The 14945-nt window shown below is 74.4% G+C and carries 12 protein-coding genes; 9 read left to right on the plus strand and 3 right to left on the minus strand.

Annotated elements, in window-relative coordinates:
• Positions 1-8 precede the first annotated feature (8 nt).
• Positions 9-1253: an MFS transporter gene (locus ACN260_RS04465; protein ID WP_422754827.1), complete on the plus strand. Its 1245-nt coding sequence runs from the start codon at positions 9-11 to the stop codon at positions 1251-1253.
• A 19-nt stretch (positions 1254-1272) separates the two neighbouring features.
• On the opposite strand, the gene ACN260_RS04470 is transcribed toward ACN260_RS04465, so the two are convergent.
• On the minus strand, positions 1273-1815 hold the full coding sequence (locus tag ACN260_RS04470) for a hypothetical protein (protein WP_422754828.1): 543 nt from the start codon (positions 1813-1815) through the stop codon (positions 1273-1275).
• Between the two features lie 108 nt (positions 1816-1923).
• On the opposite strand from ACN260_RS04470, the gene thrB reads away from it, so the two are divergent.
• The 4 genes from thrB (at position 1924) to prfA (ending at position 7155) form a co-directional block, all read left to right on the plus strand.
• Positions 1924-2868, plus strand: a complete 945-nt coding sequence (gene thrB / locus ACN260_RS04475; RefSeq protein WP_422754829.1) for a homoserine kinase — start codon at positions 1924-1926, stop codon at positions 2866-2868.
• A gap of 294 nt (positions 2869-3162) precedes the next feature.
• Complete coding sequence (rho, locus tag ACN260_RS04480) at positions 3163-5220, plus strand: transcription termination factor Rho (protein WP_422754830.1); 2058 nt, start codon at positions 3163-3165, stop codon at positions 5218-5220.
• A 501-nt stretch (positions 5221-5721) separates the two neighbouring features.
• A complete protein-coding gene (gene rpmE, locus ACN260_RS04485; RefSeq protein ID WP_088642795.1) occupies positions 5722-5946 on the plus strand; it encodes a 50S ribosomal protein L31 in 225 nt (74 codons plus the stop codon).
• A gap of 120 nt (positions 5947-6066) precedes the next feature.
• Positions 6067-7155, plus strand: coding sequence for a peptide chain release factor 1 (gene prfA / locus ACN260_RS04490; RefSeq protein ID WP_422754831.1), 1089 nt, complete (start codon positions 6067-6069; stop codon positions 7153-7155).
• Positions 7156-7258: 103 nt separating this feature from the next.
• Here prfA and ACN260_RS04495 read toward each other — a convergent pair whose 3' ends face one another.
• The gene (locus tag ACN260_RS04495) at positions 7259-8809 is read right to left on the minus strand and encodes a GGDEF domain-containing protein (RefSeq protein ID WP_422754832.1); all 1551 of its coding nucleotides are present in this window, start codon (positions 8807-8809) and stop codon (positions 7259-7261) included.
• Positions 8810-8893: 84 nt separating this feature from the next.
• On the opposite strand from ACN260_RS04495, the gene prmC reads away from it, so the two are divergent.
• From prmC to ACN260_RS04515, 4 genes are all read left to right on the plus strand, one after another.
• Entirely contained in the window at positions 8894-9832 is a 939-nt protein-coding gene (gene prmC / locus ACN260_RS04500; RefSeq protein ID WP_422756616.1) for a peptide chain release factor N(5)-glutamine methyltransferase, read from the plus strand.
• Positions 9832-10479: an L-threonylcarbamoyladenylate synthase gene (locus ACN260_RS04505; RefSeq protein WP_363656319.1), complete on the plus strand. Its 648-nt coding sequence runs from the start codon at positions 9832-9834 to the stop codon at positions 10477-10479. The genes prmC and ACN260_RS04505 overlap by 1 nt, the downstream gene beginning before the upstream one ends.
• Positions 10480-11091 (plus strand): phosphotyrosine protein phosphatase, encoded by a 612-nt coding sequence (locus tag ACN260_RS04510; protein ID WP_204926924.1) that lies wholly within the window; start codon positions 10480-10482, stop codon positions 11089-11091.
• Positions 11092-11279: 188 nt separating this feature from the next.
• Positions 11280-13397, plus strand: a complete 2118-nt coding sequence (locus ACN260_RS04515; RefSeq protein WP_422754833.1) for a transglycosylase domain-containing protein — start codon at positions 11280-11282, stop codon at positions 13395-13397.
• Between the two features lie 42 nt (positions 13398-13439).
• Here the strand turns inward: ACN260_RS04515 and ACN260_RS04520 are convergent, their stop codons facing one another.
• Positions 13440-14897 (minus strand): SDR family oxidoreductase, encoded by a 1458-nt coding sequence (locus ACN260_RS04520; RefSeq protein WP_422754834.1) that lies wholly within the window; start codon positions 14895-14897, stop codon positions 13440-13442.
• Between the last annotated feature and the right edge of the window lie 48 nt (positions 14898-14945).

Below are 14945 nucleotides of genomic sequence, written 5' to 3' on the forward strand. Positions count from 1 at the left end.
CCGGGCACGTGTCCTCTCCGCTCTCCGTTCTCGCCCGCAACCGGGACTTCCGCAATCTCTTCCTCGCCGAGCTGGTGGTCTTCGGCGCCGACTGGTTCGTCATGGTGCCGCTGCTGGTGCTGCTGCCGGAGCTGACCGGCAGCGGGGTGTGGGGCGCCCTGGTGCTGGCGCTGGACACCGGGGTGCTGGCGCTGCTGCTGCCGTACACCGGGACCATCGCCGACCGGTTCGACCGCCGGAAGGTCATGATGGCCGCGAACGGCGTGACTCTGCTCGGGGTGCTGCTGCTGCTCGGCGTCCGCGACGCCGGTACGGCCTGGCTGGCCATGGTGGCGATCACGGCGGTGGCGGTCGGCAAGGCGTTCTACTCGCCGGCCGCGCAGGCCGCCCTGCCCAACGTGCTCGATCCGGCCGACCTGGCCGTCGGCAACGCCGTTGCCGGCTCCGCCTGGGGGACGATGACCGTGGTCGGGGCGTCCCTCGGTGGCGTGCTGACGGCGGCCGTCGGACCGTACGCCTGCTTCTGGGTGGGGGTGGTCGGCCTGGTGGCGGCGGCGGGCCTGGCGGCGCTGATCCGCCGGCCGTTGCAGGCGGCCCGGGAGGCCGACCGGTCGACGCCGCGCACCTGGACGGCGATCCGCGAGGCGCTGGGCCACATCCGGCACCGGCCCCGGGTGCTGGCGCTGGTGACGGTGAAGTCGGCGGTGGGGTTGGGCAACGGCGTGCTCACCGTCTTCCCCCTGTTGGCCGCCGTGTACGGGGCGGGGCCGGTCGGCACCGGCCTGCTGTTCGCCGCGCGCGGGGCGGGGGCGCTGGTGGGGCCGATCCTGATGAGCCGGGTGCTGACCAACCGGGCCTGGCTGCTGCCCGGCCTGGCCCTGTCGATGTCGCTGTACGGGCTGGCCTACCTGGGCGCGGCGGTGGCGAGCTGGTTCCCGCTGGTGCTGCTGCTGGTCTTCGTGGCGCACTTCGGCGGCGGCAGCAACTGGGTGCTGTCGAACTACGCCCTCCAGGGCGAGGTGCCCGACCGGCTGCGTGGCCGAGTGTTCGCCACCGACATGATGCTGGCGACCCTGGCCATCTCGGTCAGTCAGCTGGTGGTGGCCGGTGTGGTCGACCTGGTCGACGAGCGGGTGGTGCTGGCTGGCTGCGGCCTGGTCACCGTCGTGTACGCGGTGGGCTGGCGGATCGCCACCCGCCGGCTCTCGCTCACCGACCCGGCCACCGGGGGCGACCCGCTGGCCGCCCGCTGACGACGGCGGGCAGGGCGGTTCAGTCGGGGCGGTCGCCCTGCGGCGGAGCGGCCGGTGGGGGGCCGGCCTGCGGCGGGGCGGCCGGCGGGTGCTCGCTCCCGCCCCACGCGCCCCGCCCCGGGTGCTCGGCGGCCTGACCGGCGGCGTAGCCGGGTGGCGGGCCACCGGGGTATCCGGTCGGGGGGCCACCGGTCGGCGGCGTCCAGGTGCCCCACGGCTGACCCGGCACGGGGGACGCGGCGCGGCGGCCGACGAAGACGGCGGCGACGACGAGGCCCAGACCGACCGGGTAGCCGATCCAGCCGACGATGCTGACGGCGAGGTTCAACGTCTGGTACTGGCGTATCCCGCCGGAGCGGATCAGCTCCGGCAGGGCCGCCACCCAGGCGGTGGTGAGCAGCTCCAGCAGCAGCAGGACGACGGCCCCGACGAGCAGGAACGAGCGGGACCGGCCGGGCAGCCGGCGGCCGGCGGTGGCGCCGAGCACCAGGATGGTCAGCAGGGTCAGCAGGATGGGCAGGTGCCCCAGCACCTGGGTGAGCCGGTAACCGAGCATTGCCACGTCGCCTCCCGACCGGTCGATGGATCGGCGTCAGGCTAGCCGAGCTGATCCAGTTCCACCGTCCGGGCGAGGCGGTGCACCGTCGGTCCCGGGCCCTAGCATGATCCTGTGCCGACGACTTTCACCTCCGGGCCGGTGCGGGTGCGGGTGCCCGCCACCAGCGCCAACCTGGGCCCCGGATTCGACGCCCTCGGGCTCGCCCTCGCCCTGCACGACGACGTGGCCGCCGAGGTGACCCAGGGCGGCGTCCGGGTGACGGTGACCGGCGAGGGCGCCGGCGACCTGCCGCCGGACGACCGGCACCTGGTGGTCGTCGCGATGCGGGCCGCCTTCGACCTGCTCGGCGCGCAGCCGCCGGGGCTGGCCCTGGAGTGCGTGAACCGGATTCCGCAGGCCCGGGGGCTGGGTTCCTCCTCGGCGGCGATCGTGGCCGGGGTGCTGCTGGCCCGGGGGCTGGTCACCGACGGCGCGCAGCGGCTCGACGACGACGCGGTGCTGCGGCTGGCCGCCGAGATCGAGGGCCACCCCGACAACGTCGCGCCGTGCCTGCTCGGCGGGTTCACCGTCGCCTGGACGGAGCCGACCGGCGGTCGGGCGGTCTCGCTGCCGGTCGCGGCCGGGGTCTCGCCCACCGTCTTCGTGCCGGCCGAACGGGGACTGACGGCCACCGCGCGGGCGGCGTTGCCGGCGACGGTGCCGCACGGGGACGCGGCGTTGAACGCGGGCCGGTCGGCGTTGCTGGTGCACGCGTTGACCGCCGCCCCGCAGCTGCTGCTGCCGGCGACGGTCGACCGGCTGCACCAGGACTACCGCGCGGCGGGGATGCCGTCGACCGCCGCGCTGGTCAGCGAGTTGCGTGCGGCCGGTGTGGCGGCCGTGGTCAGTGGGGCGGGGCCGACGGTGCTGGCGTTCACCGCGCCGCCCGACGGGTTCGACCCGGGAACAGAATGGGAAGTCTGGCGGTTGCCGGTAGAGGCGCGCGGAGCGACGCTCGCACAGGGTAGACTTGGACACGCCGAGCGGGACCCTGTTGCCGCAGGTCGGAAGAGTTGATTACGCTCTAGACTCAGCACAGCCGCGAAGCACGCGATCTCTCTGCGGGTCGGCGCACCCCGAAGCTCTCGGCGGTCAGCCCGTCACCCCTGCCAAGGCCCACGCCGCACCGCAGTTTCCGCAGGTCGCCGCAGACGGCGAGACCTGCTCACCGACGTTGGTGAGTTGGGAAACCGCCCGGCTGCTGTGCCACAGACTCCCGCGACGCGTCATGCGAGGCGGGTGCACCGAGGCCGCCCGGCCACCTTGCTTGTCGATCCCGGGCAGTCCCGGCCTATCGAGGGAAGGAATCCATTGAGCGACACCACCGACGTGACGTCGGATGTTTCCAACGTCGCTGGCGATGCCACCACCGCCGCCCCCGCCCGCCGTCGGCGCAGCGGTACCGGTCTGTCGGCGATGCTGCTGCCGGAGCTGCAGAGCCTGGCCGCGTCGCTCGGCATCTCCGGGACCGCTCGCATGCGCAAGGGCGAGCTGATCAGCGCGATCTCCGAGCGGCAGCAGGGCGGCGCCGCGACCGGCACCCCTCGACCGCGGGCCGAGGTGGCGGCTGCGGCCGCTCCCGTCCGGGAGGAGGTTCACGCCGAGGTGACCCCGGAGCGTGCCGCCGAGTCGGCACCGACCACCCCTGCCGCCACCACCGAGCCCGAGACCCGGACCCGGACCCGGCGCAGCCGGGCCAGCACCGCCGAGGCGCGGCCGGCCGTCGAGGCACGGGCCGTCGAGCCCCGCACCGAGGAGCCGCCGGCCGAGGCCGTCGAGCGTCCCGAGCGGGCCGAGGGTCGTACCGGCCGGGACCGCGGCGAGCGGGCCGGCAACGAGCGGACCGGCGGTGACCGGGCCGAGCGGGCCGGTAACGACCGGGCCGAGCGGACGGACAACGACCGGGCCGGCCGCAACGACCGGGCCGAGCGGGCGGGCAACGACCGGACCGAGCGGGCCGACCGGGGCGGTAACGACCGGGCGGAGCGGGCCGACCGCAACGACCGGGGCGACCGCAACGACCGGGGCGAGCGGGCCGACCGCAACGACCGGGGTGGCGACCGCGGTCAGCGCGACAACCGCGACAACCGGGACGACTCCGACGATGACGAGGGCGGCGGCCGGCGGGGCCGGCGCAGCCGGTTCCGGGACCGTCGGCGGGGCCGGGGCGACCGGGCCGAGGGCGGCAACGACACCGGCGGTGGCCGGGAGCCGCAGGTCGGCGAGGACGAGGTGCTGGTCCCGGTGGCCGGCATCATCGACGTGCTCGACAACTACGCCTTCGTGCGGACCACCGGCTACCTGGCCGGCCCGAACGACGTCTACGTCTCCATGTCGCAGATCAAGAAGTACGGCCTGCGCCGGGGCGACGCGATCACCGGCGCGGTCCGGGCCGCCCGGGACAGTGGCGGTGGCGACCAGCGGCGGGACAAGTACAACCCGCTGGTGCGGCTGGACACCATCAACGGCATGGAGCCGGACGAGGCCCGTCGTCGTCCCGAGTTCTACAAGCTCACCCCGCTGTACCCGCAGGAGCGGTTGCGGCTGGAGACCGAGCCGCACATCCTGACCACCCGGGTGATCGACCTGGTGATGCCGTTGGGTAAGGGGCAGCGGGCACTGATCGTGTCGCCGCCCAAGGCCGGTAAGACCATGGTGCTCCAGGCGATCGCGAACGCGATCACGCACAACAACCCGGAGTGCCACCTGATGGTGGTGCTGGTCGACGAGCGGCCCGAAGAGGTCACCGACATGCAGCGGTCGGTCAAGGGCGAGGTCATCGCGGCCACGTTCGACCGTCCGCCGCAGGACCACACCACGGTCGCCGAGCTGGCGATCGAGCGGGCCAAGCGCCTGGTCGAGCTGGGGCACGACGTGGTCGTGCTGCTCGACTCGGTGACCCGGCTCGGCCGGTCGTACAACCTCGCGGCGCCGGCCTCCGGCCGGATCATGTCCGGTGGTATCGACTCGACGGCGCTCTACCCGCCGAAGCGGTTCCTGGGTGCGGCCCGCAACATCGAGAACGGTGGCTCGCTGACCATCCTCGCCACCGCGCTGGTGGAGACCGGCTCGATGGCGGACACGGTCATCTTCGAGGAGTTCAAGGGCACCGGCAACGCGGAGCTGAAGCTCGACCGGAAGATCGCCGACAAGCGCACCTTCCCGGCCGTGGACGTCAGCGCCTCGGGCACCCGCAAGGAGGAGATCCTGCTCGCGCCGGAGGAGCTGGCCATCATCCACAAGCTCCGCAAGGTGCTGCACTCGCTGGACTCGCAGGCGGCGCTGGACCTGCTGCTCGACCGGCTCAAGCAGTCCCGCACCAACATCGAGTTCCTGATGCAGATCGCCAAGTCGACACCGGGGGAGTGACCCGCTCCGGGTGAGACCGGCACGAAGGGCACGGCCGCAGCGGCCGTGCCCTTCGTCGTACCCGGGAATTGCGGTTGTGGACTTTTCTTTCGACGGGCCTGGCAGCTCTTGAAAATTCTGTGCGTGGCCGGGTTGACTGGAGGTGGGTGGTTCCCGGCCGAGCGGGCCGGGGTCCAGCCACCGACGGGCGGTGGAGGAAACCTGGGGAGGCGTCCGCCGTCCGCCGGCCCGGTCGGGTGGGCTTTTTGAACCTGGGGGAGGAGCCCACCCGGTCCGGCGGCCGGGCGAGGAATGCGGGGCCGCAGCGGCGGGAATGCGGGTGGCGGGCGGGGCGTTACCACTGCCGGACCGATCGTGCGGCCCGCCCGTCGGGTCGGCTCACGCCCATGGCACACTGGTCAATCGGCCACCGGTTCCGGTTCACGCCCGAGTCCGTCGCGCACCAGGCGGCGGGGGATCAGCGGCGACCCGGCGACCATCTGACGAAAGGACCGAGGCGACATGAAGCCCAACATCCACCCGGAGTACACGACGACCGAGGTCAAGTGCTCCTGCGGCAACTCCTTCACGACCCGCAGCACCGCCAAGGGCGGCTCGATCAGCGTCGAGACCTGCAGCGCCTGCCACCCGTTCTACACCGGCAAGCAGCGCGTCCTCGACACCGCGGGCCGGGTCGCCAAGTTCCAGCAGAAGTACGCCAAGGTCCAGGCGAAGAAGGCCAAGTAGCTCCACCGACGACGCCCGTGTCCGGCCCCGTGCCGGACGCGGGCGTCGTCCGTTGCGCCCCCCGGTGACCTCCGTGTCCCGTTCCACCGCCGCCGGACCCGTCGAAGGAGCATCCCCCGCATGAGCAGCGAGCGCCTGGCCGCCCTCCTCGACGAGTACGCCGAGCTGGAGAAGCGGCTGGCCGACCCGGCCATCCACGCCGACCAGAACACCGCCCGCCGGGTCGGTCGCCGCTACGCCGAACTGGTGCCGCTGCACAAGGCCGCCGGTGAGCTGGAGCAGGCCCGCGCCGATCTGGTCGCGGCCCGGGAACTGGCCGCCGAGGACCCGGCGTTCGGCGAGGAGGCCGACTCGATCGCGGCGACCCTGCCGGCGCTGGAGGAGCGGCTGGCCGAGCTGCTGATCCCCCGCGACCCGCACGACGCCAAGGACGTGATCATCGAGATCAAGGCCGGTGAGGGCGGCGAGGAGTCCGCGCTGTTCGCCGGGGACCTGCTGCGGATGTACACCAGGTACGCCGAGCGGCACGGTTGGCTGACCGAGGTGATCGACGCGCAGGACTCCGACCTCGGCGGGGTCAAGGACGTCTCGCTGGCCATCAAGACCAGGGGGGCCCCGGACGGCGGCAACGGCGTCTGGTCCCGGTTGAAGTGGGAGGGCGGGGTGCACCGGGTGCAGCGGGTCCCGGTCACCGAGTCGCAGGGCCGCATCCACACCAGCGCGGCCGGTGTCCTGGTGCTTCCCGAGGCCGAGGACGTCGACGTCACCATCGACCCGAACGAGCTGCGGATCGACGTGTTCCGCTCGTCGGGGCCGGGCGGCCAGTCGGTGAACACCACCGACTCGGCGGTGCGCATCACCCACCTGCCCACCGGTGTGGTGGTCTCCTGCCAGAACGAGAAGTCCCAGTTGCAGAACCGGGAGCAGGCGATGCGCATCCTGCGGGCCCGGCTGCTGGCGGTCGCCCAGGAGCAGGCCGACGCCGCCGCCTCGGACGCCCGCAAGGCGCAGGTGCGCACCGTGGACCGTTCGGAGCGCATCCGCACCTACAACTTCCCGCAGAACCGGATCACCGACCACCGGATCGGCTACACCGCGTACAACCTCGACCTGGCGCTCGCCGGGGAGCTGGACGGCGTCCTGGACGCCCTCGCCGAGGCGGACCGGGCCGCCCGGCTCGCCGGCGACACCGAGCTGACCCGCCGCTGACCCGGTCCCCGGGGTCGGGTCGGCGCACGGTGGCCCGCTGCGGCCCGCCACAGCGCGCCTGACGGCGTCGTGGTGGGCCGGTGGGAAACCCCAGGGGTACTGGTCAGGAGGCGCGGGAGCGGGCCTTGGCGCGCAGCATCTCCCGGTCGGCGATCTCGAACGCGATCCCGAGGGCGTCGCGCAGCGCGGTGCCGCTGCCGTTGCCGGCGACCTCGGCGAAACCGATGCTCACCCCCACCGGGGTGCCGGGCACCAGCGACTCCCAGTCCTCGGTGCGCACCGCCGCGTCGATCCGGCGGGCCACCTCGGCCGCCTCGGCCATGCCGGCGCCGGAGAGCACCACCACGAACTCGTCGCCGCCGTAGCGGGCCACGAAGTCGCCCCGCCGCATCACCCGGTTGATCACCCCGGCGATGCGTTGCAGCACCAGGTCGCCGGAGTGGTGGCCGTGGTGGGTGTTGACCGCCTTGAAACCGTCGAGGTCGCAGACCCCGATCACCACCCGCTCGCCCCGGGACACCACCGAGCCGATGTAGCGCTCCAGCCGCCGCCGGTTGGGTAGCCCGGTCAACGGGTCGGTGAGCGCCTCACCCTCGTAGCGGGCGGCCTCCCGGCGCATCTCCTCGTGGTCGATTCGGGCCGCGATGCCGTCGATGTAGACGTCGCGCAGCCGGTCGTTGCGCTGGGCGGCCAGCCGGAACGCCATCCGGTCGGCGCGGTGTGCGGCGGCGTGGTCGCCGGCCCGGGAGAACGCGATGCTGCGCAGCCGGGACAGTTCCGCCGCGCCGAGCGTCTCGGCCGACACCCGGGCCGAGTCCAGGCGGGTGATCGCCTCGATCGGACGGCCGTCGGCGACCGCCAGGCAGACGTGGCCGAGCTGGCGCATGTCCCGGGCGCGGGCGCTGTCCCCACCGTGGTCGAGCAGCCGGGCCGGCTCCGGGCCGACCGGGGTCGCGTCGCCGAGCGCCGCCCGGCGGACCGCCGCGTAGCCGTACGCGGCGAGGCTGCTCGGCCGCAGCCGGTCGGCCCGCCCGTCGTCGACGAACCGGGCCAGGTCGGCCGCGATGTCGCGGAGCACCCGCAGGCAGCCGTCGCTGTCGCCGTTGTGGTCCAGCGCGACGGCGTTGCGCAGCCGGATGCCGGGGGCGGCGAAGGTCTCCTCGGGGATGCCGGCGGCGGCGCCGTGCTGGCGGGCCCGCTCGATCGCGCCCAGCGCGTAGCCGTGGAAGCTGAGGTAGGAGTAGGCCATCGCCAGGTCGTGCCAGCCCCAGGCGGTGTCCCGGTCGCGGTCCTCCGCCGCGCCCAGCGCCCGCGCCGCCCGGACCAGGTGGGTGACGCAGCGGTCCAGCGCGCCCTGGTGGTGCGCGGCGAGCGCGGCCAGCGCGTTGAGGTGCCCGTGCAGGTAGGGCTCGGGCAGGTCGCGTACCGCCCCGGAGGCCTCCTCGATGGCCCGGGTGAACTCGGCCGTCCGGCCCAGGTTGATCAACGCGCAGAGCCGCTGCACCAGCGCGTCCGCCCGGGTGTACGGGTCGGCGGTGGTGCGCAGCACCCGGTCGAGGACGCCCACCGCCTCGGCCGAGCGGCTCGACTCCTGGAGGCTGCGGGCATGCGTCAGGGCGTCAACCTGGTCATCGACCCGGTCGAGCCACCCCACCTGGCGAACCTCCCGTCGGTGTGCGCCCGGCCGCACCCACTCGTGGCGGGACCGACGACGCCTCATGATTATGGCGTGACCTCACTGCCACGCCACCCGTCCGAAGGGACAGAACACGAGCGGACCTCGCCCGTGGTGGCCCGCGCCACCCGTACCCTCGCCGCCGCCGGGGTGGCCTCGGCCCGGTCCGAGGCGGAGCAGCTCGCCGCGTACGTGCTGGACGTGCCCCGGGGCCGGCTCGCCCTGACCGACGGCTTCACCCCCGCCCAGCGGGCCCGGTACGACGCGCTGGTGGCGAGGCGGGCCGACCGGGAGCCGTTGCAGCACCTGACCGGCCGGGCCGGCTTCCGGCACCTGGAGCTGGCGGTCGGGCCGGGGGTCTTCGTGCCCCGCCCGGAGACGGAGCTGCTGGCCGGCTGGGGCGTCGACCGGGCGCTGACCCGGCCGGACCCGGTGGTGGTCGACCTGTGCAGCGGTTCCGGGGCGATCGCGCTGGCGGTGGCGCAGGAGGTGCCGGCGGCCCGGGTGGTGGCGGTGGAACGGTCCCCGGCCGCGTTGACCTGGCTGCGCCGCAACGCCGCCGGGCGGGCCGCCGCCGGGGACCGGCCGGTCGAGGTGGTGGCCGCCGACGTCACCGACCCGGGGCTGCTGGCCGACCTGGTCGGCGCGGTGGACGTGCTGCTGTGCAACCCGCCGTACGTGCCACGGTCGGTGCCGGTCCCGCCGGAGGTGGCCGGGCACGACCCCGACGAGGCGGTGTTCGGCGGGGCGGACGGGCTGGCGGTGCTGCGGCCGGTGCTGCGCCGGGCGGCCGAGCTGCTGCGACCCGACGGCGAGCTGGGTGTCGAGCACGACGACACGCACGGCGCGGCGGTGCCGGCGCTGCTGGCCGCCGACGGCCGGTACACGGCGGTGCGGGCGCACCGGGACCTGGCCGGCCGGCCCCGGTTCGCCACCGCGTCCCGCCGGTCGGACGGCCCGCACGCCGTCCGGGCGTCGGCGTGGCAGACTGGCTCCTCGTGATGCTCTACGACTGTCGGTCACCCGCCGACCGGGACCGCGGCATCGCCGCGGCGATCGAGGCGGTCAAGAACGGCGAGCTGGTCGTTCTCCCCACCGACACGGTCTACGGGATCGGCGCGGACGCGTTCACCCCGTACGCGGTCAAGGCCCTCTCCGACGCCCGGGGCGGCAGCCAGGCGGCGCCGCCGGTGCTGATCGGTTCCCGGCACACCCTCGACGGCCTGGTCTTCTCGTTGCCCCGCGCGGCCCGTGACCTGGTCGAGGCGTTCTGGCCCGGTGCGTTGACCATCGTGGTGGAGCACTCGCCGAGCCTCGCCTGGGATCTGGGCGGCGACGCCGACGGCACGGTGGCGGTCCGGATGCCGCTGCACCCGGTGGCGCTGGAGGTGCTGCGGGAGACCGGCCCGATGGCGGTGGCCGCGGCCAACAAGGTGGGCCAGCCGCCGGCGTTGACCGCGGAGGAGGCCCGCGACCAGCTCAGCTACTCGGTGCGGGTCTACCTGGAGGCCGGGGCCTGCCCCGACCCGGTGCCGAGCACCATCGTCGACCTGACCGGGGAGACGCCCCGGCTGCTGCGGGCCGGCGCGATCACCCTCGACCAGCTCCGCGACGTCGCGCCGGACATCCTCGACGAGCGGGGAGCCTGAGTGCCGCCGTTCACCGTCCTGCACGTCTGCATGGGCAACATCTGCCGGTCCCCGATGGCCGAACGGCTGCTGGTGCTCGCCGTCCGCGAGCGACTGGAGCGGCTCGGCGTCGACCCGGCCGACGCGGACGCCCTGCTGCACAGCCACAGTGCCGGCACCGGCGGGTGGCACGCGGGGGAGGAGATGAACCCGCCGGCCGCCCGGCAGGTGCTGGGGCGCGGTGGTGACGTCGAGGGGTTCGCCGCCCGCAAGCTGCGCTCCGACCTGATCGACGCCGCCGACCTGGTCCTCACCGCCACCGCCGACCAGCAGGAGTACGTGGTGGCGCTGCGCCCGGACGCGGCGTCGCGCACCTTCGTGCTGGGCGAGTTCGGCAGGTTGCTCGGCGCGCTGGACACCGCCGCCCTGCCGCCGGCCGACGCCACCCCGGACGCCGTGTACGCCCGGGGGGTGGCCCTGGTGGCGGCGGTCGACGCGGCCCGGCAGGGGGCGACCGCGCTGCACTCCGACGACCTGGACGACCCGTGGGGCCGGGGCGACCAGTGCTTCAGCCGGGTGGCCGACGAGATCGAGGAGACGGTGCACCCGCTCACCTCGGCCCTGCTGCCGTGACCGCCGCCGGCCGGGCGGCGGCCCCGTCGGGGTGAGCGGAGACCCGTCCGGGTGACCGGGGCGGCGTGTCCCGTCCCGCGCGCCGTGTCCGTCCCGCGAAGTTCCTCCGGTTTCGGGGAAAGATGAGAGTTCAGGTGGTTTTGCGGGTCATGCTGAACGGGTCCTGACGACTCCTGCGGGGAGTACTGATGATCCGGGCCCTCCACAAGGCGTTCACCGTGCTGCTCGCCGGCGTCCTCGCCGGCCTGGTGCTGGCCGCGGCGGCCCTGCCGCTCGCCCTGGTGTTCGGCCTCGGCTTCGGCGGCATCGCCTCGTCCTACGCCGAGCTGCCCAACACCCTGCGCACCCCACCCACCGCCCAGCGGTCCACCCTGTACGCCGCCGACGGCGTCACCCTGGTCACGTCCTTCTACACCGAGGACCGGGTGGACGTGCCGCTGGACAAGGTGGCCCCGGTGATGCGCCAGGCCATCGTGGCCGCCGAGGACGCCCGGTTCTACCAGCACCGGGGCGTCGACCTGCGGGGCGTGGTGCGGGCGTTCACCGTCAACCAGCGCGACGGCCGGGCCCGGCAGGGCGCGTCCACGCTGACCATGCAGTACGTCCGCAACGTGCTCAGCAACGACCCCAGGCTGACCAGGGAACAGCGCAAGAAGGCCACCGAGATCAGCACCGCCCGCAAGCTCCAGGAGATGCGGTACGCCCTGGCCCTGGAGCGCGAGCTGACCAAGGACGAGATCCTCACCCGCTACCTGAACATCGCCTACTTCGGCGCCGGGGCGTACGGGATCGCCGCCGCGACCAAGCGCTACTTCTCCACCACCCCGGCCCGGCTGACCCTGGCGCAGGCGTCGCTGCTGGCCGGGCTGGTCCGCTCCCCGGACACCGACGACCCGATCAACGGCGACGCCGACGCGGCGCTGACCCGCCGTTCGTACGTGCTGGACCGGATGGTGGCGCTGGCCCAGATCGGCCCGGTCGACGCGGCGCAGGCCCGCGAGGAACCGCTCGATCTGCGGCCCAGCCGGACGCCCAACGACTGCACCGCCGTGCCCGAGCAGCGCAACGACTGGGGCTTCTTCTGCGACTGGTTCACCCAGTGGTGGAGCGACCAGCCCGCCTTCGGCGCGACCGCCGCCGAACGGCAGGACACCCTGCGCCGGGGCGGCTTCCGGATCGTCTCCTCGCTCGATCCGGCGGTGCAGCGGGCCGCCGTCCGCCAGGTGACCGGCATCTACGACGTGGACGACAGGCGGGCGGCACCGGTGGCGGTGGTCCAGCCCGGCACCGGGCGGGTGCTGGCCCTGGCGGTGAACCGGAACTACAGCGTCGCACCCAACCCGGCCGGGCAGCGGAACTACCCGAACACGGTCAACCAGCTCGTCGCCGGTGGCAACGGCATCGAGGGCTACCAGGCCGGCTCGACGTTCAAACTGTTCACCCTGCTGGCCGCCCTGGAGTCCGGGCTGCCGCTGGAGACCGCCTTCGTCGCGCCGAGCCGGATCGTGACCCGGTTCCCGACCGACGATCCCCGGTCGAGCTGCGGCGGCCGGTGGTGCCCGGTCAACGCCACCCCCGAGTGGATGGACGGCTACCGCACCATGTGGACCGCGTTCGGCCGCTCGGTGAACACCTACTTCGCCTGGCTCACCGAGAAGGTCGGCGCGGACCGGGTGGTCGAGATGGCCGAGCGGCTGGGCATCCGGTTCCGCGCCCCCGACGACGCCGAGCTGGCCCGGTCCGGGGCGCGCGACTGGGGGGCGTTCACCCTCGGGGTCTCCTCCACCACCCCGCTCGACCTGGCCAACGCGTACGCCACGGTGGCCGCCGAGGGGACCTGGTGCGCGCCGTCGCCGGTCGTGTCGATCACCGACAGCGCCGGTAACGAGGTGGCCGCCGGCCGGCCCGACTGCCGGCAGGTGATCGACACCGAGGTGGCCCGGGCCGCCGCCGACGCGGCCCGCTGCCCGGTCGGCGACCAGTCGATGTACCGCCGCTGCGACGGTGGCACGGCCGAGCAGCTCCGCCCGGGGCTGGGCCGCCCGGTGGCCGGCAAGACCGGCAGTTCGGAACGGAACGAGACCGAGTCGGTGGTGGCGTTCACCCCACAGCTCGCGGTCGCCCAGATCGCCGCCAACCCCGACGATCCACGGGACGCCGTCGGGGCCGCCGTCCAGTCCCGGATGGTCGAGGCGGTGGGTCGCATCCTCGCCGCCGCTCTGGCCGACAGCCCGGTCCGCGACTTCGTCCCACCCAACGAGTCGATCACCTACCGCCTCGCCCCCACCCCCCGCGACGGCAACTGACCCGCGCCGCGCCCCGCCCCCGCCCACCCGGGGCGGGGGAGATCAGGGGGTGGGGGCGTGGTTGGCGATGTTGCGGGCCATGCCGCCGAAGATGATCGTGTGGAACGGGGCGACCGAGAGCCAGTAGAGGTGGCCGGGTAGGCCGCGGGGCAGGAAGACGGCGCGTTGCACGTACCGGCTGCGGCCCTCGCCGGCCGGCTCGGCGCGCAGCTCCAGCCAGGCCCGGCCGGGCAGCCGCATCTCGGCGCGCAGCCGCAGCAACTCCCCGGGCACGATCTCCTCCACCCGCCAGAAGTCCAGCGCCTCGCCGACCTGGAGGCGGTGCGGATCGCGCCGGCCCCGGCGCAGCCCCACCCCGCCGACCAGCCGGTCCAGCCAGCCGCGCACCGACCAGGCGAGCGGGAACGAGTACCAGCCGTGCTCGCCGCCGACGCCCTCGATGACCCGCCAGAGCGCGGCCTGCGGCGCGGCCACCTCCTGCTCCCGGACGTCGGTGTAGGCGGTCCCGCCGGACCAGTCCGGGTCCGACGGCAGGGGCTCGGCCGGGGCGTCCGGGCCGCTCGCGTTCGACCACCGGGTCTCCACCTGGGCGTCGCGCACCTTGGTCAGGGCCAGCGCCACGGCGTCGTCGAAGCCGGTCAGCCCGCCCGGTGGGTCGGGCAGCCACCTGGCGATGTCGTGCTCGTGCGCGACCGCCTCGTGGATCAGGCTCTCCACCAGCGGCCGGGCGATGGCGTTCGGCACCGGGGTGATCAGCCCCACCCAGTGCGAGGACAGCGCCGGGGTCAGCGGGCGGACCGGCACGATGATCCGGCGGCGCAGCCCGGCGACCCGCGCGTAGCGCTGCATCATCTCCCGGAAGGTGAGCACGTCCGGGCCGCCGATGTCGAAGGCCCGGTCCACCTCGGGCGGCAGGGTGGCGCAGCCGACCAGGTAGCGCAGCACGTCCCGGACGGCGATCGGCTGGATCCGGTTGCGGACCCAGCGGGGGGTGACCATGGCCGGCAGCCGCTCGGTGAGGTAGCGCAGCATCTCGAACGAGGCCGACCCGGAACCGATGATCACGGCGGCCCGCAGCACCACCGTGGGCACCTCGCCGGCGAGCAGGATCCGGGCCACCTCGGCCCGGGACCGCAGGTGCGGCGAGGTCGAGCCGCCGGCCGCCGGCTCCGGCCCGCCCAGGTAGACGATCCGGCGTACGCCGGCCGCGGCGGCGGCCTCGGCGAAGTTGGTGGCGGCCTCCCGGTCGGCCGCCTCGAAGTCGGCCCGCCCGAGCGAGTGCACCAGGTAGTACGCGACGTCGACGTCGGCGAAGGCGGCCGGGAGCGTCTCCGGCCGACGCAGGTCCCCCTCGGCGATCTCGGCCTGCGCCGCCCAGGGCACGTCGCGCAGCCGACCGGCCTTGCGGGCCAGGCAGCGCACCTGGTGCCCCTCGGCCAGCAGGCGGGGCGCGAGCCGTCCGCCGATGTATCCGGTCGCGCCGGTGACGAGGCATCTCACGGACACCAGTGTGCGGCTCCGTACACTCTTTCGCTGTGGAGAACGTGA

The sequence above is a fragment of the Micromonospora sp. WMMD708 genome, assembly GCF_049315245.1.
Lineage (GTDB): Bacteria > Actinomycetota > Actinomycetes > Mycobacteriales > Micromonosporaceae > Micromonospora > Micromonospora wenchangensis.

Bases quoted from the DNA above. Each gene is read 5' to 3' on its own strand.
- ACN260_RS04505 (WP_363656319.1), top strand. From the start codon at position 9,832: ATGCTCTACGACTGTCGGTCACCCGCCGACCGGGACCGCGGCATCGCC.
- rpmE (WP_088642795.1), top strand. From the start codon at position 5,722: ATGAAGCCCAACATCCACCCGGAGTACACGACGACCGAGGTCAAGTGC.
- prfA (WP_422754831.1), top strand. From the start codon at position 6,067: ATGAGCAGCGAGCGCCTGGCCGCCCTCCTCGACGAGTACGCCGAGCTG.
- ACN260_RS04515 (WP_422754833.1), top strand. From the start codon at position 11,280: ATGATCCGGGCCCTCCACAAGGCGTTCACCGTGCTGCTCGCCGGCGTC.